General features: G+C 71.7%; 22 protein-coding genes. 8 read left to right on the forward strand and 14 right to left on the reverse strand.

Annotated elements, in window-relative coordinates; translation table 11 throughout:
- Window positions 1-232: 232 nt before the first annotated feature.
- Window positions 233-994, reverse strand: coding sequence for a DUF3000 domain-containing protein (locus ABH940_RS09925; RefSeq protein ID WP_370068575.1), 762 nt, complete (start codon window positions 992-994; stop codon window positions 233-235).
- Between the two features lie 81 nt (window positions 995-1075).
- On the opposite strand from ABH940_RS09925, the gene hemE reads away from it, so the two are divergent.
- The 3 genes from hemE (at window position 1076) to hemQ (ending at window position 4579) form a co-directional block, all read left to right on the forward strand.
- A complete protein-coding gene (gene hemE, locus ABH940_RS09930; RefSeq protein ID WP_370068577.1) occupies window positions 1076-2143 on the forward strand; it encodes a uroporphyrinogen decarboxylase in 1068 nt (355 codons plus the stop codon).
- 235 nt (window positions 2144-2378) lie between these two features.
- Window positions 2379-3842 carry a protoporphyrinogen oxidase gene (hemG, locus tag ABH940_RS09935; RefSeq protein WP_370068579.1) on the forward strand — a complete coding sequence of 488 codons (1464 nt, stop codon included), beginning with the start codon at window positions 2379-2381 and terminating at the stop codon, window positions 3840-3842.
- Window positions 3839-4579, forward strand: a complete 741-nt coding sequence (gene hemQ, locus ABH940_RS09940) for a hydrogen peroxide-dependent heme synthase (RefSeq protein ID WP_370105075.1) — start codon at window positions 3839-3841, stop codon at window positions 4577-4579. The genes hemG and hemQ overlap by 4 nt, the downstream gene beginning before the upstream one ends.
- 129 nt (window positions 4580-4708) lie before the next feature.
- Here the strand turns inward: hemQ and ABH940_RS09945 are convergent, their stop codons facing one another.
- From ABH940_RS09945 to ABH940_RS09960, 4 genes are all read right to left on the reverse strand, one after another.
- The gene (locus ABH940_RS09945) at window positions 4709-5542 is read right to left on the reverse strand and encodes a TIGR04222 domain-containing membrane protein (protein ID WP_370105119.1); all 834 of its coding nucleotides are present in this window, start codon (window positions 5540-5542) and stop codon (window positions 4709-4711) included.
- Window positions 5427-5966 (reverse strand): hypothetical protein, encoded by a 540-nt coding sequence (locus ABH940_RS09950; RefSeq protein WP_370105076.1) that lies wholly within the window; start codon window positions 5964-5966, stop codon window positions 5427-5429. Before ABH940_RS09950 ends, ABH940_RS09945 begins: the two co-directional genes overlap by 116 nt.
- A gap of 177 nt (window positions 5967-6143) precedes the next feature.
- Window positions 6144-6692, reverse strand: a complete 549-nt coding sequence (locus ABH940_RS09955) for a hypothetical protein (RefSeq protein ID WP_370068586.1) — start codon at window positions 6690-6692, stop codon at window positions 6144-6146.
- Complete coding sequence (locus tag ABH940_RS09960; protein ID WP_370105077.1) at window positions 6689-7903, reverse strand: ImmA/IrrE family metallo-endopeptidase; 1215 nt, start codon at window positions 7901-7903, stop codon at window positions 6689-6691. Before ABH940_RS09960 ends, ABH940_RS09955 begins: the two co-directional genes overlap by 4 nt.
- A gap of 141 nt (window positions 7904-8044) precedes the next feature.
- Between ABH940_RS09960 and ABH940_RS09965 the strand changes: the two genes are divergently transcribed.
- The gene (locus ABH940_RS09965) at window positions 8045-8794 is read left to right on the forward strand and encodes a GntR family transcriptional regulator (protein WP_370068686.1); all 750 of its coding nucleotides are present in this window, start codon (window positions 8045-8047) and stop codon (window positions 8792-8794) included.
- An 18-nt stretch (window positions 8795-8812) separates the two neighbouring features.
- Here the strand turns inward: ABH940_RS09965 and ABH940_RS09970 are convergent, their stop codons facing one another.
- A complete protein-coding gene (locus ABH940_RS09970) occupies window positions 8813-9385 on the reverse strand; it encodes a phosphonate degradation HD-domain oxygenase (protein ID WP_370105078.1) in 573 nt (190 codons plus the stop codon).
- A gap of 1 nt (window position 9386) precedes the next feature.
- Complete coding sequence (locus ABH940_RS09975; protein WP_370068592.1) at window positions 9387-10517, reverse strand: TauD/TfdA family dioxygenase; 1131 nt, start codon at window positions 10515-10517, stop codon at window positions 9387-9389.
- Window positions 10518-10701: 184 nt separating this feature from the next.
- On the opposite strand from ABH940_RS09975, the gene ABH940_RS09980 reads away from it, so the two are divergent.
- The gene (locus ABH940_RS09980) at window positions 10702-11511 is read left to right on the forward strand and encodes a heavy metal-binding domain-containing protein (RefSeq protein ID WP_370068594.1); all 810 of its coding nucleotides are present in this window, start codon (window positions 10702-10704) and stop codon (window positions 11509-11511) included.
- 88 nt (window positions 11512-11599) lie between these two features.
- Here ABH940_RS09980 and ABH940_RS09985 read toward each other — a convergent pair whose 3' ends face one another.
- From ABH940_RS09985 to ABH940_RS10015, 7 genes are all read right to left on the reverse strand, one after another.
- Window positions 11600-12658, reverse strand: a complete 1059-nt coding sequence (locus ABH940_RS09985; RefSeq protein WP_370068596.1) for a cytochrome P450 — start codon at window positions 12656-12658, stop codon at window positions 11600-11602.
- Between the two features lie 147 nt (window positions 12659-12805).
- Window positions 12806-13072 carry a tryptorubin family RiPP precursor gene (locus tag ABH940_RS09990; protein ID WP_370068688.1) on the reverse strand — a complete coding sequence of 89 codons (267 nt, stop codon included), beginning with the start codon at window positions 13070-13072 and terminating at the stop codon, window positions 12806-12808.
- A 32-nt stretch (window positions 13073-13104) separates the two neighbouring features.
- Window positions 13105-16200 (reverse strand): BTAD domain-containing putative transcriptional regulator, encoded by a 3096-nt coding sequence (locus ABH940_RS09995; protein WP_370068598.1) that lies wholly within the window; start codon window positions 16198-16200, stop codon window positions 13105-13107.
- 94 nt (window positions 16201-16294) lie between these two features.
- Entirely contained in the window at window positions 16295-16702 is a 408-nt protein-coding gene (gene msrB, locus ABH940_RS10000) for a peptide-methionine (R)-S-oxide reductase MsrB (RefSeq protein ID WP_370068600.1), read from the reverse strand.
- A gap of 18 nt (window positions 16703-16720) precedes the next feature.
- On the reverse strand, window positions 16721-18154 hold the full coding sequence (gene murC / locus ABH940_RS10005) for a UDP-N-acetylmuramate--L-alanine ligase (RefSeq protein WP_370068602.1): 1434 nt from the start codon (window positions 18152-18154) through the stop codon (window positions 16721-16723).
- Window positions 18155-18506: 352 nt separating this feature from the next.
- Window positions 18507-18977, reverse strand: a complete 471-nt coding sequence (locus ABH940_RS10010; protein WP_370068604.1) for an indole-3-glycerol phosphate synthase — start codon at window positions 18975-18977, stop codon at window positions 18507-18509.
- 102 nt (window positions 18978-19079) lie between these two features.
- Window positions 19080-19874 (reverse strand): pyrimidine reductase family protein, encoded by a 795-nt coding sequence (locus ABH940_RS10015; protein WP_370068606.1) that lies wholly within the window; start codon window positions 19872-19874, stop codon window positions 19080-19082.
- 30 nt (window positions 19875-19904) lie between these two features.
- On the opposite strand from ABH940_RS10015, the gene zapE reads away from it, so the two are divergent.
- From zapE to ABH940_RS10030, 3 genes are all read left to right on the forward strand, one after another.
- Window positions 19905-20999 (forward strand): cell division protein ZapE, encoded by a 1095-nt coding sequence (zapE, locus tag ABH940_RS10020; RefSeq protein WP_370068608.1) that lies wholly within the window; start codon window positions 19905-19907, stop codon window positions 20997-20999.
- Window positions 21000-21066: 67 nt separating this feature from the next.
- A complete protein-coding gene (uvrB, locus tag ABH940_RS10025; RefSeq protein ID WP_370068610.1) occupies window positions 21067-23190 on the forward strand; it encodes an excinuclease ABC subunit UvrB in 2124 nt (707 codons plus the stop codon).
- A 166-nt stretch (window positions 23191-23356) separates the two neighbouring features.
- Window positions 23357-23935 (forward strand): TerD family protein, encoded by a 579-nt coding sequence (locus ABH940_RS10030; RefSeq protein WP_370068612.1) that lies wholly within the window; start codon window positions 23357-23359, stop codon window positions 23933-23935.
- The last annotated feature ends 50 nt before the right edge of the window (window positions 23936-23985 follow it).

A 23985-nucleotide genomic window follows, 5' to 3' on the forward strand; every position in this document is an offset into this window, starting at 1 on the left:
GAGGGTCACTGTCTGCTTCGGCACCATCGGTGCCCGGCTTTAGCGAATGATCACGATTGAGTGAGGGGCAATTCGGGCAGTTCGGATATTTTGTTCAACCCGATTGAGCCTAAGTCACCCGTAAGTGATCAAAAGCGGTCGACACGCCGAACGTCTGACCGAAATGTCCGAAATGGCAACCTAAGCGTACGTCGAAGCTGACGATCCTTCACCTGATCGCGCAGCGACCGCTTCACGCGCCGCCGCGCGGCTGCCGCCGCGTCGGCATCGGCACGACGCTGCTGACCTGGCCCGATCCCTCGCCCACCACGGGCGTGGCCGGATAAGGAACCGTGAGCGGCGGCAGCCCGGCGCACTGGCACAGGAGCTCGCACCACGCACGCAGGTGCGCACCCAGCCCGAGCCCGGTGACGGCTGCCCCGCCCCCGGTCACGGACGGCATCGACGGTAGTGACGGGATCGCGGAGTGGGCGGGCGGCACCGGTGTCCAGGACGCGCGGATCTCGATCTCGGTGCTGGACGGACGCTCGACCATCGAACCGAAGTACTGGGAGTACGCGCGCGACACCGTCCCGCCGGGCTCGACGTAGGCGCAGCCGAACTGCTCCAGTGCGTCGACCAGCCAGGACCAGCCCACCTCGGCCAGCATCGGGTCGTCCGCGATCTCCCGTTCCAGGTCCGCCTGCGTCAGCGAGACCAGCCGGAACTGGCCCTGCCAGGCCTCGTGCCCGGACGGGTCGTGGAGCAGTACGAGCCGACCGTCGGCCAGCTCCTCCCCGTCGACCTCGACGGAGGCGGTCAGTGCGTAGGCGTACGGTGCCAGCCGTCGCGGTGCGGGGGTGTCGTCGATGCGCACCTCGGGACGCACCCGGGTGCTCTTCAACTCGGCCACCGCGGCGCGGAATGCGGCTGGCGCGGTCTCCGCCCCCGTGGTCCCTTCGCCGAATGCGGAACCACCCTCGTACATCGGCCTCCCGCCGTTCACCGCAGCCATGCCGGAAGACTATGCGCCCGGCCAGCCCGCTGAGTGCCGACACCACGAAGGACGCGTGGTCCGGCGTGCGAAGATTTCTGCGTGACCGAGAGCCAGAGCACCCGCCCCGAGAACCTGCCGACGTACGACTCCGCGTTCCTGCGCGCCTGTCGCGGGGAGGAGGTTCCGCACACGCCGGTCTGGTTCATGCGCCAGGCGGGCCGCTCGCTGCCGGAGTACCGCAAGGTCCGTGAGGGCATCGCGATGCTCGACTCCTGCATGATGCCGGAGCTGATCAAGGAGATCACGCTCCAGCCGGTCCGCCGCCACAACGTGGACGCGGCCATCTACTTCAGCGACATCGTGGTCCCGCTCAAGGCGATCGGCGTCGACCTCGACATCAAGCCCGGCGTCGGCCCGGTCATCGCGAACCCCGTCCGCACGGCCGCCGATTTGGAGCAACTGCGTCCGCTGGAGCCCTCCGACGTCCCGTACGTGACCGAGGCGATCGGCCTGCTCGTCGCGGAGCTCGGCGCGACCCCGCTGATCGGATTCGCCGGTGCGCCGTACACGCTGGCCAGCTACCTGGTCGAGGGCGGCCCGTCGCGGACCTACGAGAACACCAAGGCCATGATGTACGGCGCGCCCGACCTGTGGGCCGCGCTGGTCGACCGGCTCGCGGTGATCACGGCCGGGTTCCTCAAGGTGCAGATCGAGGCCGGGGCCTCGGCCGTGCAGCTCTTCGACTCCTGGGCGGGCGGCCTGGCCCCCGAGGACTACCGCCGCTCGGTCATGCCGGCCTCGGCGAAGGTCTTCGCGGAGGTCGCCTCGTACGGCGTCCCGCGGATCCACTTCGGCGTCGGCACGGGCGAGCTGCTCGGTCTGATGGGTGAGGCGGGCGCGGACGTGGTCGGCGTCGACTGGCGCGTCCCGCTGGAGGAGGCGTCCCGCCGCGTGGGCGGCGGCAAGGCGCTCCAGGGCAACCTGGACCCGACGGTCCTCTTCGCCCCCGAGTCGGTGGTCCGCGAGAAGGCCGACGAGGTCCTCGCCTCGGCGAAGGCCTCCGGCCGCGGCCACGTCTTCAACCTCGGCCACGGGGTTCACCCGACCACCGACCCGGACGCCCTGACCAAGCTGGTCGCCCACGTGCACGAGCGCACTGAGCGCTGACGCGCGGGTGTCGGCATCCAGGGGCGCGGGGAACTGCGCGACAAGCCACCCGCCCACGGGGCAGGCCGAGCGAGCAGGACCGTCCGCGCGGGGTGGCTCTCCGCGTAGCGCCCCGCGCCCCTGACGTGCTGCAACTCCCCGTGTTTCCCGACGAGTTGTCAGCAACGAGGCGGGCAAGGGGCGGGAGGCCGCCGCGCTTTCGGGGACCCGAACGGGGGTGTGCGAGAGTGAGGGCATGAACAGCACGACGTCCGCCTCCGAGGCCCCTTCTCTCCCGCACGTCCTTGTGGTCGGCGGGGGTATCGCCGGCCTCGCCGCGGCGGCTCGGCTGGCCGGGGCGGACGGGCATGCGGCCCGTGCGCGGGTGACGCTGTTGGAGGCCGGGCCCCGGCTCGGCGGCAAGCTCCGGACGGGCGAGGTCGGCGGCGTCACCGTCGACCTGGGCGCGGAGTCCATGCTGGCCAGGCGGCCCGAGGCGGTCGCGCTGGGCCGTGGCGTCGGCCTTGACGACGCCCTCCAGCCGCCGACCACCGCCAAGGCCGCGATCTGGACGCGTGGTGCGCTGCGCCCGATGCCGACCGGTCATCTCATGGGCGTGCCCGGGGACCTCGACGCGCTCGCCGCCTCCGGCGTGCTCTCAGCCGAGGGGTTGGCCCGCGCGGCGGAGGACGAGACCCTGCCGCGTACCGAGGTCGGTCAGGACATCGCCGTCGGCGAGTATGTCGCCGCGCGCCTCGGCCGGGAAGTGGTCGATCGACTGGTCGAACCGCTGCTCGGCGGCGTCTATGCCGGTCACGCTGATCGAATTTCGCTCAGTGCCGCTGTTCCGCAACTGCTTGCGATCGCTCGGCGCGATCGATCGGCGATCGAAGGCGTGCGGGCGACCCTGTCCGCAGCCGCGAAGAACCCCAACCCGGCCCCGGTCTTCATGGGCATCGAGGGCGGTATCGGCCGTCTGCCCGTCGCGGTGGCCGAGGCCTGCCGCGACGCGGGCGTCACCATCCGCACCGAGACCCCGGTCGACTCGCTCCGCCGCACCGCCGACGGCTGGACCGCGGTGCTCGGCGGGAGCGCGACCGGCGAGGCGCTGGCCGCCGACGCGGTGGTGCTCGCCGTTCCCGCGAACGTCGCCGCCCGCCTGCTCACCTCCCACGCGCCGCGCGCCGCCGCCGAGTTGGCGGAGGTCGAGTACGCGGGCATGGCCCTGGTCACGCTGGCCTTCCGCCGCGCGGACGTCGGCGCGCTCCAGGGCAGCGGCTTCCTGGTCCCGCCGGTCGACGGTCGGTCGATCAAGGCGTCGACCTTCTCCAGCAACAAGTGGGGCTGGCTCGACCGGTCCGCCCCGGACACGTTCGTGCTCCGCACCTCGCTCGGTCGCCACGGCGAGGAGGCCGTGCTCGATCAGGACGATGCGGATCTGATCGAACGATCGCTCTCCGATCTCCGCGAGGCGGCCGGGATCACCGCGCGACCGTATGCGCATACGGTCACCCGCTGGCGTGGCGGCCTCCCGCAGTACCCGGTGGGCCACCCCGAGCGGGTCGCCCGGATCGAGGCGGAGGTCGCCGCGCTGCCGGGCCTGGCGCTGTGCGGCGCGGCGTACCACGGGGTGGGCATCCCCGCCTGTGTCGGCAGCGCGTGGCGAGCGGTGGACCTGGTGACCGGAGCGTTCCGAGCAAGGGAGACAATGAGCGCATGAGTGAGCACAGCGAGCAGAACGCGCACGAGGCGCAGGGCAGCGAGAAGTCGCAGAAGCCGAAGGCGCGTGAGCTGAACGACGTCATCCGCTACACCCTCTGGTCGGTGTTCCGGCTCAAGGACGTGCTGCCCGAGGACCGCGCGGCCCTGGGCACCGAGGTCGAGGAGCTGTTCGCGCAGCTCGCCGAGAAGGACGTCACGGTGCGCGGCACCTACGACGTGTCCGGCCTGCGCGCCGACGCCGACCTGATGATCTGGTGGCACTCCGGCGACAGTGACAACCTGCAGGAGGCCTACAACCGCTTCCGTCGCACGCGGCTCGGCCGCGCGCTGGAGCCGGTCTGGTCGAACATGGCCCTGCACCGTCCCGCGGAGTTCAACAAGTCCCACATCCCGGCGTTCCTCGCGGACGAGACGCCGCGGTCGTACGTCTGCGTCTACCCCTTCGTCCGCTCCTACGAGTGGTACCTGCTGGAGGACGCGGAGCGGCGCGAGCTGCTGTCCGAGCACGGCAAGATGGCCCGCGGCTACCCGGACGTCCGCGCCAACACGGTCGCGTCCTTCGCCCTCGGCGACTACGAGTGGCTCCTCGCCTTCGAGGCGGACGAGCTGCACCGCATCGTCGACCTCATGCGCCACCTGCGCGGGAGCCGCGCACGTCTGCACGTGCGCGAGGAGGTCCCGTTCTACACGGGCCGGCGCAAGGAGATCAGCGAGCTGCTCGCGGGTCTGGCGTAACAAGAGGTAGTCGCATTCGTCTGGGCGCGGGGCTCTGCTTGATCAACTGCGTGGGTGGCTTGACGCGTGCGCAGTTGATCAAGCGGAGCCCCGCGCCCCTGACGTGTTGCAACGCCCCGTCTGCCGTCCCTACAGCGCTCGGGAGGGCTTGAGGGCTGCGCGGAGGTACGGCTCGCGCAGCGCGCCGGGGCCGCGGAGGATCAGAGCTAGGGTCTGGTCCGCGCCGCGGGAGCGTGCGTGGTGGGTGCGGGCGCGGCGTGTGCCCGCGCGCAGGCCGCGGAGGAGGTCCTGGCCCGGGGGAGCGGCCCAGGGGGTGACCGGGTAGACCTCGATGCGGGCCATCAGCAGGGTGCCTGCGCTCAGCACCAGCGGCAGGGTGAACCACGCCGCCAGCGCGGCAAGGCCGATCCTCGCGCCGGTGAGGTCACGCGCGCCCGCGGCACCCAGCGCGGCGGCGAAGAGGCCGAGGGTGGTCACCAGGGACCACCGCACGCCCGTGACGGCCTGCGCCAGGGTGTCCCGTGTGCCGGGGGCGACCGCGAGGCCCCGGCGGGTGAGCCGGTCGGCGATCTCGCGTACCGCCGTGCCGTGGGCGACCTCGCGGCGCAACTCGTCGGTGCGGCACTGGCCTTCGGGGCCGATCGCGGTGAGGACCGCCGCCTCCAGCTCGTTCTGCGGGTGGGGGCGGGCCACGGAGGTCCAGCCGGTGTGGGCGAGGTGGAGCACGCCCTTGGCCACCATGCGGACCAGGGTCAGCTCGACCACCCGCTCGGGGCCGCCGGCCAGGTACGCCGCGTCGAAGAGGTCCGGCGCGTGCTCGTCGTCGGACAGCTCCTCGGAGCCGGTCTCAGGCGACCCGCCCGGCGTGGACGTGCCGTTGACCGCTGGGTCGATCGTCGCGACCAGGCGGCACAGTCTCAGCGCGGAGAGCATCGCCAGCAGGCACGCGGGGATCAGGAACACGTACGCCATGAGGCATAACCAACCTCACTCCTGACCGCCGCTCAAGATCCGTGTGCGGACGGATATCCAACCGTGATCGGCGGTCGCTCCGCCGGCGCAGGCCGATGACCAGGACCGGCAGAGCCGTCGCAGCGAGTGACAGGAAGGCCAGCAGCGGCGGCGGCCAGAACGGTGCGGAGGCGCCCGAGGGCGTCGCGCTCCCGGTGATCGTCGCGTCCGACCAGCGGAAGGTCGCCACTGTCGCCAGAGCGAGAGCGAAGAACAGCGCGCCGAGCAGCAGTCGGATCGCGCCGCGTACCGCGCGCTGCCTCGGCGCGGTGCGCAGGGATGTCCAGAGCACCCGTGCACCGGCGAGACCGACCGCCGTGGCGGACGCCAGAAAGAACGGATCGACGAACGGATCGATGAAAGGACCGAGGCTCATCAGGACACCCCTTCCCAGGAATGGGAGGAGCCAGGTCCCCCGCACCTGGCTCCATGGGGAGAGCATGTCGGCTGGCTGCGAGCCAAGGAAGACGGCGGCGCGATTCTCAGAGCTAGATTTGAGCTTTCACGGGCTTGCCTCGCGGGTCGCCCTGATCGCGGCCGTCTCGGCCGGCGATCACCGTGGGCCGAGCAGATCCTCGGGGCCTGCACTGATGCGATGCAGGCGGCGTCCGGCCCCGGTCATCCGCAGCAGCAAGCCATGGCCCTCGGCGGCGTCGACGAGCTGCTCCCTGACCGCGGCGCGGACCAGGTCGAAGGTCTCCAGGGTGGTGATCCCGCGCCTACGAGCGTAGCGGGCGGCGTCGCGGTCGTCGGAGATCCAGACGGCGTGGCGGAAATCTCGGCGGCGGGTGATCAGGGTCAGCGTCTCGGCCTCGCCCAGGTGTTGGGTCGGGCGGCGGCGGTCGCCGCCGAAGACCGCGCGCCGCAGGCGTTCGACCTCGGTGCGTTCGTCGGGGTCGCTGATCTCCACCGGTTCGCCGAGGCTGCCGCGTTCGGCCAGTCCGGCGAGGGGCGGCAGATGCCGGGTGGAGAGCCGGGCCTCCCGGGCGACCGCCTCGGACCAGCGACCCCGGCCGTCGAGCACCTTCTCGAGTAACGCGACCCGGTCCACGGCGGCGAAGTTGCACAGGACGGTGTTGTCGGGGAACCACCACTCGGTCATGGCTGGTAGACCAGCTCCCCGCCGTCCCGCTCGACGGCGCCGTCCTGCGGTCGGTCGTCCTGCAGCAGGTCGTCCTCCAACTCCTTCGGCTCGACGCCGAGGAGTGCGGCGAGCGGACGGAGGGTCGTCTCCCCGGACCGGAACGCCAGGTAGAGGCCCTCGGCCAGCCGTGCGGGTGGGCGTTCCGCCTCGGCGAGGGCCGCCTCGCGCAGGTAGGCGTCCATGGCCCCGACCGCGAGATGGCACTCCGCAGTCGTCCGGCGCCGGAGCCGTGTCTGCTGGGACGCGTCGATCAGGCCGAGTCGCCGCAGCCGGGCCGCGAGCGCGCTGGGGGAGACCCGGAACCTCACCACCAGCTCGGCGAATTCGACATTGAAGTCGACACTGAAGTCGGCGCCGGACTTGGCCGCGGATTCGGGCCCGGACTGGGCCGCAGCCCGGCGGATGTCGGCCTCCGGCATGAGCAGCGCGGCCGCGAAGGCGTTGGCGCGGACCTCGTCGGGCTCGGCCTGGTGGCCCGGCGCGACCGGGGACTCGGTGCGCGGCTCGGCCGCGTCCCCGGCGAGGAGATGGCCGAGTTCGTGGGCGAGGGTGAACCGCTGCCGGGTCCAGCGGTCGTCCCTGCGGGCCAGGGCGAGGCGTGGGCCGCCCTCCTGCTGCCAGGAGAACCCGTCGACCAGGCCCGGGAGTTCGACGACGGCGAAGTCCACGCCGAACGCCCGCTCGATGACGGAGAGGAGCTCGCCGGTGGGCAGCAGCGCCGGATCGGTGGCGAGCGGCTCGCCAGGGCCCAGGGTCTGCCCCAACCAGGCGCGTACGGTGGCGGCGAGTTGCTCGCCCTGTTCGTCCGGGTCGCCCGGGCCCACCTCCGGCAGCGTGGGCATCTCCGGTGCGCGGCCGAGGAGTTCGAGGACCTCGTAGGCGGCCGTGAATCGCTCGGCGATGTCGCTCAGGCTACTGCTGTGCGCGGCGGCGTCCCCGCGTCCGGCCACGCCGGCCCGGCGCAACTGACGGCCAGTCAGCAGCCAGTCCACGGTGACCGATCCGGCCTCCGCGATGAGCGCGAGGTCGGTGGAGCTGAAGCGGCGGATGCCGTTGAGGGATTTGGAGAGCTTGTCGGGCGTGATCCCTACGCGTGCGGCGAAGGCGGCGTAGCTCATCCGCGCCGCCGTGATCACCGTGCGTACCCGCCCGGAGACGGATTCGTCCATGGGCCCACGGTACGACCTGCTTGCGAGAATCGCAATGGACGCGCAGGACACAGGAAGGCGCAGGGCACAGGAAGGCGCAGGACACGGGAGAGCAAGGCGCGCAGGCGCTGCCGCTCGGCGTGAAAGGATCAGGGCGTGGCGATGGCGAAGCCGGCGAGGTACCGGGAACTGGCGGCGGCCGTGCGTGCGGGCGTGCTGAGCGGCGAGTACGGCGCGGGCGGACGCCTGCCCAGCGAGGAGGCCCTGGCGGCCGCCCATGGCGTCTCACGCGGCACCGTCCGCCAGGCGCTGGCGCTGCTGCGCACCGAGGGCGTGGTGACCTCCCGTCGGGGCACCCGCCGTGTGGTGCTGGAGCAGCCGCGTCTGCAGAGCTTCACCGAACTGCTCAGCTTCACGCGTTGGGCCCGCTCGCTCGGCGAGGAGCCGGGCGGGTCGGTGGTCGCCCTGCAGTGGCGCGAGGCCGACGCGACGGAGGCGGCGCAACTGCGGCTGACCGAGGGCGACCGGGTGCTGTCCGTGCGCCGCTGCCGCACGCTCGGCGGCCGCCCGGTGATGGTCGAACGGACCGTCTACGGCGAGCCGATCGGCGCGCTGGTCGCGGAGATGCCGGGCGACGCCGTCTCGGTCACCGAACTACTCGAGTCCAACGGCCTGGTTCTGGCCGACGCCGACCACACCATCGACCTGACCCTCGCGGACGCGGACGACGCCGCCCTGCTCGGCTGCGAGCCCGGCGCGCCGCTGCTCCGCGAGCGCCGCCGGACGACGGATCCGACGGGCCTCCCCATCGAGTGGTCCGAGGACCGTTACCTGCCCGGAACGGTCGCCTTCACCGTCCACAACTCCCTTGCCGCGACGACGCTCGCGCGCCTGCGGGAGGCGGGGAGCTGAGGGTGGTCAGCGGGCCTGTCAGCGGGCCTGCGCCGGTGCGGAGGCCAACTCGACCAGCAGGTCCCGGAAATGGGCGAAGGGCGGCGTGACCGCGTCCGGGTCCTTGGCGTCGTCGTCCCAACGGCGGAGCCGTACTGCTGCTTCGGCGTGCGGAAGTTGGGCGAACGCCGCCGCCTCGTCCGGGTCCATCGGGCCGCCCTGGAGCGAGAGCGTGTGGACGGACGCCTCGGAGAGCCTGTCGAAGTACGCGGGCTCGACCGCGCACAGGTAGCGCTTGGCCGCGACGTGGAGGCGGACCGGCACCGTCACCGCCGGACCGAACCAGGGGGCGAGCCAGTCCGCGCCCTGGTGGCTGTGGCGGTTGTCGGCGGTCCCGGCCATCAGTTCGCGGCCGTGGATCGCGCCGCGGAAGTGACCGACGTCGTGCAGCAGGGCGGCGGCGACCAGCGCGGGCTGGGCCCCCTCGGCTTCGGCCAGAGCGGCTGCCTGGAGCATGTGCTCGGCCTGGGTGACGTGCTCGCCGAGGTAGTCCGCCGCACCCTCGCCGGCGAACAGTTCGCCGATGGCGGTCACGATCTGATCGGGCGTCATTTCAGTTCTCCTCACTGGGACGCGTGCGGCCCAGCAGCGCCACCGTGCTCAGCAGGGCATCCAGATCCGCGTAACAGCCCTGGAGATGCCGGGCACCACCGCGCTCGAACGCCGTGCGGGCGTGCAGCAGACGGGTGTTGTCGAAGATCAGGCAGTCGCCGGGCTCGAGCCGGAACTCCAGCTGCGCCTCCGGTGCCAGCAGCAGCTCGGCGAAGGCGCGGTAGGCCCGGTAGAAGGCGTCGGTCCGCTCCTTGGGGAGTCGGAGCGTGCCGAGCGAGCGGTTGTTGAAGCGCACTTCGCGGATCCGGCCCTCGGCGTCCAGGTCGATCAGCGGTCGGCGCGCGCTCAGCTCCGTCACCGCGTCCCGGAAGGCGAACTCGACCGGGGTGGTGGTCAGTACGGCGAACGCCTCGGGGTCCTCCTCGCGCAGTTGCGAGGCGACGGCGAAGCCGTCGACCAGGCCGGAGTCACCGCCCAGCGCGTTGTTGACCAGGCAGTGCAGCAACTGCAGGGTCGGCACCGGGTCGCGGTAGGGGTTGTCGGTGTGCGGGGTGATCGCGACGTTCGTGAAGGCGAGGTTGTTGGGTTGCTCCTCAACCCGGACCTCGAACTGCAGGCCGTAGTTGGTCTCCCGGACGAAGCCGAACGCGCGGGCGGCTTCCTGCACCTGGCCGTCGCGCAGCGGCACATCCCGCAGCAGGCAGAAGCCCAGGCGGTGGACGGCGCCCAGCATCCGCCGGCGCTCCTCGTCGCTTCCCATGAACGCGTCCCAGGACGCCTCCGGGAGGCGTCCGTTCAGCGTTTCGGCGCGCAGCCACAGCTCCTTGCCGTCCTCGGCGCGCGGGTCGGGCTCGGCCGCGGCGGCGAGCCAGTCGGCGTCGTAGCGCGAGCGGTGGCCGTCCGGGGACCAGACGACGTCCCAGCCGTCGCGTCCGGCCTCGGAACGCCGCTCGGCCGCGGCGAGCGCCAGAGCCTGCGGCACCTCGGTGATCTGGAACAGCTTCTGGCCCGTCCCGGGGTCGCGGCATTCGGCGCAGCCGCAGTTGTCGCGCAGCCACATCGCCGACAGGCCGGCGGGCCGCGGTGCGTGAGCTCGGCCCGTGCCTGCGGCGGCCGTCTCCGTGGTGGTCATTCGATTTCGACCTCTCTCCAAAAGTTGTATAGCCAACTTTGACCCATGCCCTCCGCGGTCGCCAAGAGGGCTCCAGGTGAACGGAGGCTGAATGACCGGTGTTCAGCCACGCGGGGTAGGGTCGGGCCGGCCCGTCGCGCTGCGGACGGACCGGACTTATCCACGGGGAAGGCAGGGGAACCACATGAGCACGCCCGGCTACCAGCAGGTTCAGCTCAACGAGATCGCGCGCGGTCGTCTGGACGGGTCGCGACAGGGGCGTCCCTGCTTCACCTCGGACCTGTCGGTCAACGAGTTCGTCCTGGTCACCGAGTCGGGCTTCGAGCCGCTCGGCATGGTGATGGGCACCAGCGTCTACCACGTCGGTGTCCAGTACGGCGGTTGGAAGACCAGCCAGGAGCTGGGCATACTCACCCAGGCGATGTACAACGTCCGCGAGCTGGCCATGAGCCGGATGGAGGCGGAGGCCGCCGAGCTCGGCGCGGACGGCGTCATCGGCGTGACACTGCGGCCGGTGAACTACGCCTTCATGTCGGACGTCGTCGAGTTCTTCGCCACCGGCACCGCCGTCAAGGCCACCGACGGAACCAACTACCGTGCGCCGAACGGCAAGCCGTTCACCACGAACCTCACCGGGCAGGACTTCTGGACGCTCTGGCAGCACGGCTGGCTGCCGCGTCGACTGGTGCTGGGCAACTGCGTCTACCACGTCGCACATCAGACGATGCGTCAGCTGCTGTCGCAGGTGGGCCAGAACGCGGAACTGCCGCAGTTCACCCAGGCCCTCTACGACGCCCGCGAGCTGGCGATGGCGCGGATGCAGTACGAGGGCCAGCAGCTCGGCTCCGACGGCATCGTCGGCACTTTCGTCAACGACCACCGCTACTGGGGCGAGCACGCGATCGAGTTCTTCTCGATGGGTACGGCGGTCAGCCGGGTCCGGCCGGACGTCACGCCGGTCAAGCCGACGATGACGATGCCGCTCAGCCGCTGACGAAGCGTCAACCGTCAACCACGGGGCTGTACACCCGTCGGCCGCCCTCCCGGATCCCTGATCCCTGATCCGGGAGGGCAGCCGACCGTCACAGCGCCTTGCGTACCCGGGTGACCCGGACTTCCTCGACCCCCAGCAGGCCGAGCAGCGGCACCTTGGCGCGGCGCTGGTCCGGGTCGACGGTCAGCCCGTCCGCACGGAGCCGGTCGAGCAGCAGTTCCGCCAGCGGCATCACCATGTGCCGTCCCCAGCAGCGTTCGGAGACGTGGCCGAAGGGCAGGTAGCCGGGCGTGTGGTCGGGATCGAGGTCGTCCCAGCGCTCCGGACGGAACTCGTCCGGGTCCTCCCACAGCGCCGGGTCGCGGTGCGAGAGCAGAGGGAGCACCAGCACGTCGTCCGCCGGGCCGATCCGGGGATCGATCTCCGGATACTCGGGCGAGGAGCGGCGCAGGATGTTCCAGGACGGCGGCAGCAGGCGCAGCGACTCCAGGACGATGTTGCGGTTCGAGACCCTCTCGTCGAAGGGCGCGCCCAGCCAGAGCGCGTTGGCCACCAGCGTGGAGACGGTGAAGCAGACGGGCGCGGCGGCCCGCCGGTAGATGCCCATCGCGTGGCGCCGGTCCTGGTAGCCGCCCGCCTGCGCGGTCAGCTCGGCGAGGTTGCTGGACGCCGCAGTGGCCCGGAGGCGGATCGGCAGCGCCGCACCGGCGGCGATCACGGTCCAGGTCAGGACCGGCGTCAGTTCCAGGTTGCGGCTCATCAGCATGGTGAGCCGACGCGGGTCGCCACCGAGGACCAGGTCGCGCAGCAGCATGTGGCCGGTGAGCGGCCACGGGCCGGAGAGGTCCGCGCCCGCCGGGATCGGGTGTTCCAGGGCTCGGCGCACGTCGCGACCGACGGTCTGGGTCACCGAGGACGCCTCGGGTCGGGAGATGGACCGGCCGTGCAGCGGCTTGAAGGTCGGGCGCTCGGTCTCGGTGGCACGCCGGGCCGCGAGGATCCGGTCCGTCAGCTCGTGGCCGGCGACCCCCATGGTGTCGGGTTCCAGGCGGAAGGCGTCCTGCCCGAGGTGGTTGTCGAGCAGGGCGGCCAGGCGCGGCGAGAGGACCGTGGTCCGGCCGGTGGTCAGGGTGCGGGCAGCGGGCATCACGCGTCTCCGGGGGCCGGGAGTTCGGGAGTTCGGGAGTTCGGCCGAAGGGCAGAGCCCACGCCCGGCACGCCGTGGGAACGGCGGTGCCGGACGCGGGCCCGGTGGTGCATCACCCCGCAGGGCGCGGGGATGGGGTCCGTCGGCTCAGTACCACAGGTACCAGGCGTTGGCCTTCAGGCTCTTCTGGGCGAAGACGGCGTTGCGAACGGCGAACAGGACCTTCATCTCTGTCCCCTTTCTGTGGAAACGGGGTGATGCACAATCCGCTTGTGGCGGCGTGTGCCTGACAGGGACACAGGCTGCCTGACGGGGATCAAGGTCGGATCTACGCGCGCATAGACGGGACGTAGACTCCGCTCCGGCATGCTCACGTGCACCGCTACGGGAGGAACAGCACGCCATGAGCGCCATGAGCGTCGGCACGCAGGACTGGAACACGATCGTCACCGGAGGCGGCGCCGGTCCCCGGTGAACGGCTCGGTCGGAACGAGTGCCGGGGAGAGCGCCGGAGCGACTGCCGCGCACGTGCGGTCGAGCAGCCGTCGGGCGCTGTGGCGGTCGGCCGCGCTGCCGGAGTTCTCGAACTCGTCGAGCGCTGCCTCGGCATGGACGCGCGCCCGGTCCGACTCGCCGGCCCGATGCAGGAGTACGGCGAGCCGGTGGTGGGCGTGCGCGGCGCGGCCGGGCAGGGCGGCCACGGTCCACGCCTCCGCCGCCGCGGTCAGGTGTGCGACGGCCTCGGCGGGGTGGTCCAGCGCGTCATGGGCGAGGCCGAGGACGAAGAAGGTGTGCGCGGTGCCTGCGCAGTCCCCCTCCGTCCGGAGCCGGGCCAGCAGCGGACGGCACTGCTCCAGCACCTCCTCGGCGCGGCCCGTGCTGATCCGTGACACGGCGGCGTTCAGCAGGGAGGCGGTCTCCCCACTGCGGTGACCGAGGACGCGGGCCAGCGCCACGGCCTCGCCGAACCGCAGCACGGCCTCCTCGTCCCGGCCCTGCGCATGGGCGATCGCGCCGAGGTCGTTGAGCGCCTGACGCAGGATCACCAGATCGCCGTCCTCCTGGCACAGCTCCACCGCGCGCAGCGTCTCCGGCTCCGCTGAGGCCCAACGGCCCGCACCCACCGCGATGTTGCCCGCGAGGAACCGGGCCCGCCCCTCCGTGTGCCGGTCCCCGTGCCGGGCTGCGGCGCGGGCCAGCGCGTCGACGGTCTCCACGAGTTGGCGACGCCGGGGTCCGGGGCCGAACGGGCTGAGCGCGATGAGCAGGTTGACGGCTCGGGGGAGCAGCGCCGCATAGCCGGGGCCGCTGCCGCTCTGCTCCGCGTGCCCGCCCTGCTCCGTTCTCCCGTCGCGCTCCGCGCTACCGACGCGCTCGTCGGGCTGGGCGTGCCCGTCGCGCTCGTTGCTCTCGTCGAGCGACTCCCGTGCGATCCGGGCGGCCAGGTCCACCGCGCCCGGACCCTCCGTCCGCGCCCAGTTACGGGCCGCTGCCGCGCTGGGGAAGTCGGGACCCGGCAACGGCAACGGCCCCAGTGCGTCCCGGACACAGTCGCCGGGAACCGCCCGCTCGAACGCGGAACACGCCCCGGCCAGCAGGAAGTCCAGCAGCCGCGCTCGCGCCGCCCGCTCCTCGCCGGGCGCGGTGCGCAGCGAGACGCGGCGGGCGAAGTCGCGGAGCAGGCCGTGGTGCCGGTAGCGGTTCTCGGCGGGCGACTCCAGCATCGCGATGTCGACCAGGGACTCCAGCAACTCCTCGGCGCGGGTCGGGTCGGTGTCCAGCAGGGCCGCGGCCGAGGCCAGCCCCAACTCGGCCGCGTCGACGGCTCCGAGCAGACGGAACGCCTCCGCCTGCGCCTCCGTGAGCTGGCCGTAGCCGAGTTCGAAGGCCGCCGCGACCGCCAGCTCGCCGATCCGCAGTTCGTCGATCCGGCGTCGCTCGTCCGTCAGCCGCCCGACCAGGGCCCGCAGCGTCCAGGACGGCCGCGCAGCCAGGCGGGTGGCCACGATGCGCACCGCCAGCGGCAGTCGGCCGCAGGCCTGGACCAGCTCGACCGCCGCCTCGCGTTCGGCGTCGACGCGTGCCTCGCCGGTCACGGACCGCAGTAGGCGCAGCGCCTCGGCAGGCTCGAAGCCGCCGAGGTCCGGTTGGGCGGTGATGGGCAGACCGGCCAGTCGCATCCTGCTGGTCAGCACCACCGCGCAGGCGGCAGCCCCCGGCAGCAGCGGGCGGACCTGGGCCGCCCCCGCCGCGTTGTCGAGCACGATCAGCAGCCGACGCCCGTCCGCCGTCGACCGGAACAGCGCCGATCGGGCCGTGACTCCGTCCGGTACCTCCTCCGGAGCCAGGCCCAGGGCGCAGAGGAAGCCGCCGAGAACCTCCTCCGGGTCGGCGGCGCGACCGGTGTTGCCGCGCAGATCGACGTAGAGCTGGCCGTCGGGGAAGGCCGGACGGCTGCGGTGGGCGAGGTGCAGCGCCAGTGCGGTCTTGCCGACGCCGCCCATCCCGGACAGCGCCAGCACCGGCGGCGCGGTCCGCTCCGGCCCGGCCAACGCCGCGCAGAGGTCCTCGACCAGCCTGGTGCGCCCGACGAAGTCCGGCTCCTGCGGCGGCAGTTGTGCCGGTACGGGCGGGGACCTGCGTTCGGCCCGGAAGGCCCCCTCGGCCCGGAACGCCCCTTCGGACCGGAGTACGCCCTCGGGCCGCGCGCCGGGCTCGGCGGTCGCGGCCGGAGGCACCACCTCGCGCGGCCTCTGCGGTGCGGCTGCGGCCGCGGTAGCCGGACCACCGCCCTCCAGGACGGCAGCGTGGACGGAGGTCAGTTCATGGCCCGGATCGACCCCCAACTCCCGGGCCAGGCGACGGCGCACGTCCTGATAGAGCGTCAGCGCGTCGCTCTGGCGGCCGACCTGGGTCAACGCCTGCATCAGCAGCCCGTGCAGGCGTTCGCGCAGCGGGTGTTCGGCGGTCAGCGCGGTCAACTCGGGTATGCACGCGGCTGCGCGTCCCAGCGTCACGTCCAGCCCGATCCGCTGCTCGACCAGGCTCAGCCGCAGCTCGGCGTAGCGGTGCCGCTGCCGCTCGGCGAAGGGGCCGGGGACGCCGGCCAACGGCTCGCCCTGCCACAGCGCGACCGCCTCGCGCAGCAGGTCCGCCGCTTCGTGGAGGCGCTCGGCGGCCCGCGCCTGTTCGGCGCGTGCGGCCAGCAGTTCCGCCTGCGCGGCGTCGACGGCCTGGTCCGGCAGGTCCACCCGGTAGCCGCCGGAGACCGAGAGCAGGATCCCCGGGCCGCCGTCAGCGGCGCTGTCGCAGCGTAGCGCCTTGCGCCAGCGCCAGGCGTAGGTGCGCAGGATCGACCTGGCCCGGCAGGGCGAGCGGTCGCCCCACAACGCCTCGATCAGCTCGTCCGTCCCGGCCGAACGGCCGGGACGCAGCAGCAGGGTGGCCAGCATCGCCTGCTGCTGCGGCGTGCCCATCGCCAATGCCGAGGAGCCGCGTCGGCCCCGCATCGGACCGAGCACCTGGAACTCGATGGCAGGCACGACCTCGTCTACCCGTTCTCTGCAAGTTGTGCGGGTGAGCAGGGAGCCAGGCTAGTCGAGGTCTGATCAGGTTTCCTTACTGGATTTCGGCCAACTACTCCCCGGCAGCGCGCAGTCGCAGCGAGATGCTGTTGATGCAGTAGCGCTGGTCGGTCGGCGTCGGGTAGCCCTCGCCCTCGAAGACGTGGCCCAGGTGCGAGCCGCACTTGGCGCAGCGCACCTCGACCCGAGCCATGCCGTGCGTGCGGTCCTCGATCAGCTCCACCGCTGACGAGTCGCGCGGGTCGTAGAAGCTCGGCCAGCCGCAGTGTGACTCGAACTTGGTGCCCGAGGTGAACAGCTCGTTGCCGCAGGCGCGGCAGGAGTAGACGCCCTCCGTCTTGGTGTCGGTGTACTCGCCGACGAAGGGGCGCTCGGTGCCCGCCTCACGCAGCACCGCGTACTCGGCGGGCGTCAGCTCCTCACGCCACTCGGCGTCCGTCTTCTCGATGTCGTAGGCCATGATCGCGCGCTCCTTCGGTCAGCCGAGGGTGTCCAGGCGGGAGAGGATCTCCGGGCCGAGGAAGGTGACGTCCCCGGCGCCCATGGTGAGAACGAGATCACCGGGCTTCGCGATTCCCGCGACCAGCTCCGGAACGGCCGCCAGCGAGTGGACGCCCTGGACGTCGGTGCCCTTGGCGCGGGCCGACTCGATGACGATCTCGCTGGTGATGCCCGGGATCGGGTCCTCGCGCGCCGGGTAGATGTCCAGCACCAGGACCTGGTCGGCCAGGGCGAGCGCCTCGCCCATCTCCAGGCCCAGCTCCCGGGTGCGGCTGAAGAGGTGCGGCTGGAAGACCACGACCACGCGCCCCTCGCCCGCCGCCCCGCGGATGGCCTGCAGGTCGGCGGCGATCTCGGTCGGGTGGTGCGCGTAGGAGTCGATCACCTGGACGCCCGCGGACTCGCCCTTGAGCTGCAGCCGACGCCGTACGCCCTGGTAGCTGCTGAGCGCCGGGGCCAGCTGTGCCGCCGGGATGCCGAGCTTCACGCCCGCCGCCAGCGCGGCCACGGCGTTGTGCGCGTAGTGGCGGCCGGGGACGTTGACGGTGAAGGTCAGTTCCTCGCGGGTCTGCCCCTCGCCACCCGGCAGGGCGACGGTCACCTCGCTGGTCATGCCGCGCGGCACGATCCTCAGGATCCGCACGTCGGCGCGCTCGCCCTCGCCGACGGTGACAATCTCGAACTGCCGTCCGGCGACCCGGGAGGCCAGCTCGGCCGCACCCGCGTGGTCGATGTCGACGACCAGCGCACCGCCGGGCGTGATCCGGTCGGCGAAGGCCTCGAAGGACTCGTAGATCTCGTCCATGGACGCGTAGTTGGCGTGGTGGTCCAGCTCCACGTTGAGGACGATGGCGACCTCGGGCGTGTACTTCTGGAAGCTGCGGTCGCTCTCGTCCGCCTCGGCGACGAAGATCTCGCCGGTGCCGTGGTGGGCGTTGCTGCCCGGCTCGTTGAGGTCGCCGCCGATGGCGAAGGACGGGTCCACGCCGAGCGCGGTCAGGCTGACCGCCAGCATGCTCGTCGTGGTGGTCTTGCCGTGCGTGCCCGCGACGGCCAGCGCCCGGCGGCCCGCCATCAACGCGGCCAGCGCGTCGGAGCGGTGGATGATCGGCAGGTCACGTCGCCGCGCCTCGACGATCTCCGGGTTGTCCTCGCGGATCGCGCTGGAGACGACGATGCAGCTGGCCTCCGCCGGGACGTGCTCGGCGGCGTGGCCGACGTGGACCTCCGCGCCCAGCTGACGCAGGGCGAGGACGACCGTGGACTCCTTGGCGTCGCTGCCGGAGACCTGGGCGCCGCGCAGCGCCAGGATCTTGGCGAGCCCGGACATGCCGGCGCCCCCGATGCCGATGAAGTGCGGGGCGGACAGAGGCGCGGACGTTGCTGACGTGGCTGCCGGGGCGGCGGTCATGGTGTCGGGCTCCGAGGGTCGTGCCGGCCCGACGGGCCGGGCGTGCGGTCGCCTCGATTCTGCCGCATCCGGCTCACCGCCCGTCGCAGGCATGCGCTCCGGCAATGAGTTGCACTATCCGGGGGCGCGAGCTCTGCTGATCTGCGGCGCCGCCGCGTGGGCCCGACAAGCCGGTGCTTCTGCTCTCGCGCCTGGTTGCACTACCAGGGGCGCGAGGAACTGCGCGAGAAACCACCCTGCGAGGTGGAGTCCCGAACGCTCCGGCCATCCGCTCATCAGGGGTTGTTCGCGCAGTTCCCCGCGCCCTTGAGGTGCATGGCACCTCGCCTGCAGAAGTCCCCCGCGCCGGGGGTCAGCTCTGCTGCGCGAAGAGCTGCAGTACCGGGACCCCCACCTTGTGCCGAGCCTGCGAGGCCCAGTCGCGGTGGAACAGGCCCTCGACCCAGTGCGGAGCGGCCAGCACGATGACCTCGTCCGCCTGGACCTCCTTGACCAGGTCCTTCAGGCCGTCCAGCGGGTTGTGGTCCACCACCGCGCCCTCGGCGCGCCCCGCGCCGTGCTCGCGCAGCAGCCGCAGGGTGTGCTGGAGGGCGGTGTCGGCGGCGGTCAGCGCGTCCTGGCCGTGCGGCTCGTCCCGCTCCTTCGCGGCCTGCTCCAGATAACCGAAGGCGACGTCGTCAATCGCGCGCAGCAGTTCGTCCTGCTTGCCGCGCGGCTGCATGACGACGTGGAACGAGACGGGCTCCTCGCCGTGCAGGGTGGTCACCATGTCGGCGTCGGCATCGGAGAGGGCCCTCTCGATCAACAGTACGGTGGTGAACACGTGCTTCCTTTCGGTTGTCCCGGCCATCGTTCTCGATCTCGTCGAACCCGTGGTTCAGACCCGTCGTGCATCCTCTCGCAATAAGTGGAGTCTCTTGCTCCGTTATTGCGCAATCTTCACGCTACGGGCGTAGCGAGCAAAGAGGAAACCTTTCTCCTCCAGCAGGCCGAGCAGCTCCATGTGCTGTGCCACGGAGGTCGCCCCGTGGGCGATCCGCGGCGCGTCGCCGGCCGCGATCAGGGGTGCCAGGGTGAGGCAGAGCTCATCCAGCCGCCCGGCTTCGGCCAGTTGCCCGAGCAGGCGCGGCCCGCCCTCGGTCAGCTGTCGCAGCAGTCCCCGCTCCGCCAGGGCCGTCGCGGCACGGGCCATGTCGACCTCCTGCTCGCCCGCCAGGACGACGTCGGCGACCTGACGCGCCTTTACCAAGCGGTCCGCCGGGGCACGCTCGGCGGTGACCACGATCGTCCGCACCACCGGCTCGGTGAACAGGGGCAGCGAGAAGTCCAGGTCCAGGCTCGCCGTGACGACGGCGATCACCGGCGCGGGGTTCTGCCCGCGCGCCGCGCGCTCGGCCGCGAAGTGCTCCCGCGCACGGGCCGGACGGTAGCCCTCCGCCCGCACGGTCTGCGCGCCGACCAGCACCACGTCGGACAGCGCCCGCAGGACGCCGAAGATCCGCTTGTCCGCGGCCGAGGAGAGCCCCTCCGACAGGCCGTCCAGCCGGGCCGCGCCGTCCAGGCTGCTGACCATGTTGCCGCGCAACCACGGCCGTCCCGCGTCCACGACCTCGGTGGGATACGCGTAGGCGGCGGCCAGCTCGTCAAGGCTCCACTCGACGTCCGCGGTCCCCGCGCCGCTCCCCGCGCCCGTGGGGGTCTGCGGGGTGAGGTCGGTCACATCAGGGGCGTGAGGAAGCAGTCTGCGCACATGGGGCAGTCTTCCACGCCCCCGCGGACCGTACCCTTGGGACTCGTGTCGCCTATAGCCCTGTCCGAGCGCCGGCCCGTTGTCGCAGCCGAGCGGCTGATCGCCGAGATGGTCCCGCCGCCGCGCTTCCAGGGAGCGCGCTTCGCCACGTACATCCCGGACCCGCAGCAGCCGAGCCAGAGCGAGGCCGTACGGATCCTGGAGGCGTTCGCGTCCGGCCTGGCCGCGCGCGGCACCGTGCCCGCGCCCAGGAAGCGCTGGTTCGGCCGTTCGACGCAGCCCGCGACCCCGGCCGGTCCAGGCGGCGTCTACCTCGACGGCGGCTACGGCGTCGGCAAGACCCACCTGCTCGCCTCGCTCTGGCACGCCACGCCCGGCCCCAAGGCCTTCGGCACCTTCGTCGAGCTGACCAACCTGGTCGGTGCGCTCGGCTTCCAGCAGGCGGTCCAGGCGCTGTCTGGGCACACCCTGCTGTGCATCGACGAGTTCGAGCTCGACGACCCGGGCGACACCGTCCTGGTCTCCAGCCTGCTGACCCGCCTCGCCGAGGCGGGCGTGAAGCTGGCCGCCACCTCCAACACCCTCCCGGGCAAGCTGGGTGAGGGCCGTTTCGCGGCGTCCGACTTCATGCGCGAGATCCAGGGCCTGGCCTCGCGCTTCCGCAGCGTCCGCATCGACGGCCAGGACTACCGCCACCGCGGCCTCCCCGAGGCGCCGCCCCCGTACGTCGACGCCGAGGTCGCGCAGCTCGCCGCGTCCTACGGCGAGGGGGCGTCCCTGGACGACTTCGACGCGCTCCTCAACCACCTCTCCGAGGTCCACCCCAGCCGCTACGGCGCCCTGCTGGACGGCGTGGACGCCGTCTTCCTGCGCGGCGTCACCCCGGTCGCGGACCAGAGCACGGCGCTGCGCCTCGTGGTCCTCGCGGACCGGATGTACGACCGCGAACTGCCGATCGTCGCCTCCGGCGCGGGCTTCGACTCCATATTCAGCGACGAGATGCTGGCCGGGGGGTACAAGAAGAAGTACTTCCGCGCGATATCCCGCCTCGTCGCGCTGGCCCGCGACAGCAAGCAGATAGCGGCGACCGCCTGAGCCGGACCGGGGGGCGTTCTCCGCTTACGTGACGGGTTTGTCAGTGGGGGGTCGTACGGTTGGTCGCGTGAGACCCATCACCGATCTTCAGCGGTCCGTGGCGCCTTTCGAGGTCGTCAGTCCCTACCAGCCCAACGGCGACCAGCCCGCCGCCATCGCGGAGCTGGAGCGTCGCGTCCGTGCGGGTGAGAAGGACGTGGTCCTGCTCGGCGCCACCGGCACGGGCAAGTCCGCCACCACGGCGTGGATGATCGAGAAGCTGCAGCGCCCGACGCTGGTCATGGCGCCGAACAAGACGCTGGCCGCCCAGCTGGCCAACGAGTTCCGCGAGCTGCTGCCGAACAACGCCGTCGAGTACTTCGTCTCGTACTACGACTACTACCAGCCCGAGGCGTACATCGCGCAGACGGACACCTACATCGAGAAGGACTCCTCGATCAACGAGGAGGTCGAGCGGCTGCGCCACTCGGCGACCAACTCGCTGCTGACCCGGCGCGACGTGATCGTCGTCGCCTCCGTCTCCTGCATCTACGGCCTGGGTACGCCGCAGGAGTACGTGGACCGGATGGTCCAGCTCAAGGTCGGCGACGAGATCGACCGGGACGCGCTGCTGCGCCGCTTCGTCGACATCCAGTACAACCGGAACGACCTCGCCTTCACCCGCGGCACCTTCCGGGTGCGCGGCGACACCATCGAGATCTTCCCGGTCTACGAGGAGCTCGCGGTCCGGATCGAGATGTTCGGCGACGAGATCGAGGCGCTGAGCACGCTCCACCCGCTCACCGGCGAGGTCATCAGCGAGGACCAGTCGCTTCACGTCTTCCCCGCGTCCCACTACGTGGCCGGCCCGGAGCGGATGGAGCACGCCATCGCCGGCATCGAGGCCGAGTTGGAGCAGACCCTCGCCACGATGGAGAAGCAGGGCAAGCTCCTGGAGGCCCAGCGGCTGCGCATGCGCACGACCTACGACATCGAGATGATGCGTCAGATCGGCACCTGCTCCGGCATCGAGAACTACTCCCGGCACATCGACGGCCGCGACCCCGGCAGTGCGCCCAACACCCTGATGGACTTCTTCCCGGAGGACTTCCTCCTGGTCATCGACGAGTCGCACGTCACTGTGCCGCAGATCGGCGCGATGTACGAGGGTGATGCCTCGCGCAAGCGGGCGCTGGTGGAGCACGGCTTCCGGCTGCCCTCGGCCATGGACAACCGCCCGCTCAAGTGGGAGGAGTTCGTCGAGCGGATCGGTCAGACGGTCTACCTGTCGGCCACCCCGGGCGCCTACGAGCTCTCCCGCTCCGACAGCCAGGTCGAGCAGATCATCCGTCCCACCGGCCTGATCGACCCGGAGGTCGTGGTCAAGCCGACGGAGGGTCAGATCGACGACCTGGTCCACGAGATCCGGCTGCGCACAGAGAAGGACGAGCGCGTCCTGGTCACCACGCTGACCAAGAAGATGTCCGAGGACCTCACCGACTACATGCTCGAACTCGGCATCCGGGTCCGGTACCTGCACAGCGACATCGACACGCTGCGCCGCGTCGAGCTGCTGCGCCAGCTGCGGGCCGGCGAGTACGACGTGCTGGTCGGCATCAACCTGCTCCGTGAGGGCCTCGACCTGCCCGAGGTCTCGCTGGTGGCGATCCTGGACGCCGACAAGGAGGGCTTCCTGCGGTCGCCCACCTCGCTGATCCAGACGATCGGCCGTGCCGCCCGTAACGTCTCCGGCCAGGTCCACATGTACGCGGACCGGATCACCCCGGCGATGGAGCGGGCCATCGACGAGACTAACCGTCGTCGCGAGATCCAGCAGGCCTACAACCGCGACCACGGCATCGACCCGCAGCCGCTGCGCAAGAAGATCGGCGACATCCTCGACTCGCTCGCCCGCGAGGACATGGACACCGCCGAGCTGCTCAGCACCGGTTACCGCCAGGGCGGCGGTGGCGGCGGGCGCGGTCAGAAGGCCCCGGTCCCGGCGCTCGGCGCCAAGGCCGCAGCCGCCGCGGGAAAGAAGGACGCCAAGAGCCTGCCCGCCGCCGAACTGGCCGAGCTGATCGGCGAGCTGACCGACCGGATGCACGCCGCCGCGGCCGAGCTGCAGTTCGAGGTCGCCGCGCGGCTCCGCGACGAGGTGAACGAACTGAAGAAGGAGTTGCGCCAGATGCGCGAAGCCGGCCTCGCCTGAGTGCACCGCTTGAGTGCGCCCGAGTGCACCGCTTGAGTGATCGTCGGCACTCCCGGGGAACCCGCAGGCCCGTCCGGGTCGTATGGTGCAGTGAGGGCTGCGTCGGAGCCGGACGGGCGCCGGTACCGAGGCTGCGGTTCGCGAACGAGTTCGGGAGGGGCGTGCCGTGTCGGTGAATCTGAGCAAGGGTCAGAGCGTAAGTCTGGAGAAGGACGACGGGGGCATGCTGTCCCTGGTGCGGATGGGCCTGGGGTGGCAGGCGGCGCCGCGCAAGGGCCTGTTCGGCACCCGCCGCCGCGAGATCGACCTGGACGCCTCGGCGGTGCTCTACTCCCAGGGCTCGCTGGCCGACGTGGTCTTCTTCCAGCACCTGGTGAGCAACGACGGCTCGGTGCGCCACACCGGCGACAACCTGGTCGGCGGCAAGGGCGGGGAGGACGACGAGTCGATCCTGGTCGACCTGCGCCGGGTCCCCGACCGGATCACCCAGATCGTCTTCACCGTCAACTCCTACAACGGCCAGAGCTTCCAGGAGGTGCAGCGCGCCCACTGCCGCCTGGTCGACGAGGCCACCGGCGACGAGCTGGCCCGCTTCACGCTCAGCGGCGGCGGCCCGCACACCGGCCAGGTGATGGCCAAGGTCTACCGGGACGCGGGCGGCAGCTGGCAGATGGCGGCGATCGGCATCCCGGCACAGGGCCGCACCTTCCAGGAGATGCTCCCGGCGATCGAGCAGGCGCTCTGAGCAGGGTCGGCTCAATGGCCTCGGCAGGGCCTTGGCAGCGCCTGAGCAGG

The sequence above is a fragment of the Streptacidiphilus sp. BW17 genome, assembly GCF_041262485.1.
Classification (GTDB): Bacteria; Actinomycetota; Actinomycetes; order Streptomycetales; family Streptomycetaceae; genus Streptacidiphilus.

Bases quoted from the DNA above. Each gene is read 5' to 3' on its own strand.
- ABH940_RS09960 (WP_370105077.1), bottom strand. From the start codon at position 7,903: ATGGACGAATCCGTCTCCGGGCGGGTACGCACGGTGATCACGGCGGCG.
- ABH940_RS09965 (WP_370068686.1), top strand. From the start codon at position 8,045: ATGGCGAAGCCGGCGAGGTACCGGGAACTGGCGGCGGCCGTGCGTGCG.
- hemG (WP_370068579.1), top strand. From the start codon at position 2,379: ATGAACAGCACGACGTCCGCCTCCGAGGCCCCTTCTCTCCCGCACGTC.
- zapE (WP_370068608.1), top strand. From the start codon at position 19,905: ATGGGGCAGTCTTCCACGCCCCCGCGGACCGTACCCTTGGGACTCGTG.
- ABH940_RS09975 (WP_370068592.1), bottom strand. From the start codon at position 10,517: ATGACCACCACGGAGACGGCCGCCGCAGGCACGGGCCGAGCTCACGCA.
- ABH940_RS09950 (WP_370105076.1), bottom strand. From the start codon at position 5,966: ATGAGCCTCGGTCCTTTCATCGATCCGTTCGTCGATCCGTTCTTTCTG.
- ABH940_RS09955 (WP_370068586.1), bottom strand. From the start codon at position 6,692: ATGACCGAGTGGTGGTTCCCCGACAACACCGTCCTGTGCAACTTCGCC.
- ABH940_RS09925 (WP_370068575.1), bottom strand. From the start codon at position 994: ATGGCTGCGGTGAACGGCGGGAGGCCGATGTACGAGGGTGGTTCCGCA.
- ABH940_RS09970 (WP_370105078.1), bottom strand. From the start codon at position 9,385: ATGACGCCCGATCAGATCGTGACCGCCATCGGCGAACTGTTCGCCGGC.
- ABH940_RS09990 (WP_370068688.1), bottom strand. From the start codon at position 13,072: ATGGCGCTCATGGCGTGCTGTTCCTCCCGTAGCGGTGCACGTGAGCAT.
- murC (WP_370068602.1), bottom strand. From the start codon at position 18,154: ATGACCGCCGCCCCGGCAGCCACGTCAGCAACGTCCGCGCCTCTGTCC.
- ABH940_RS09985 (WP_370068596.1), bottom strand. From the start codon at position 12,658: ATGCCCGCTGCCCGCACCCTGACCACCGGCCGGACCACGGTCCTCTCG.
- ABH940_RS09980 (WP_370068594.1), top strand. From the start codon at position 10,702: ATGAGCACGCCCGGCTACCAGCAGGTTCAGCTCAACGAGATCGCGCGC.
- hemQ (WP_370105075.1), top strand. From the start codon at position 3,839: ATGAGTGAGCACAGCGAGCAGAACGCGCACGAGGCGCAGGGCAGCGAG.
- msrB (WP_370068600.1), bottom strand. From the start codon at position 16,702: ATGGCCTACGACATCGAGAAGACGGACGCCGAGTGGCGTGAGGAGCTG.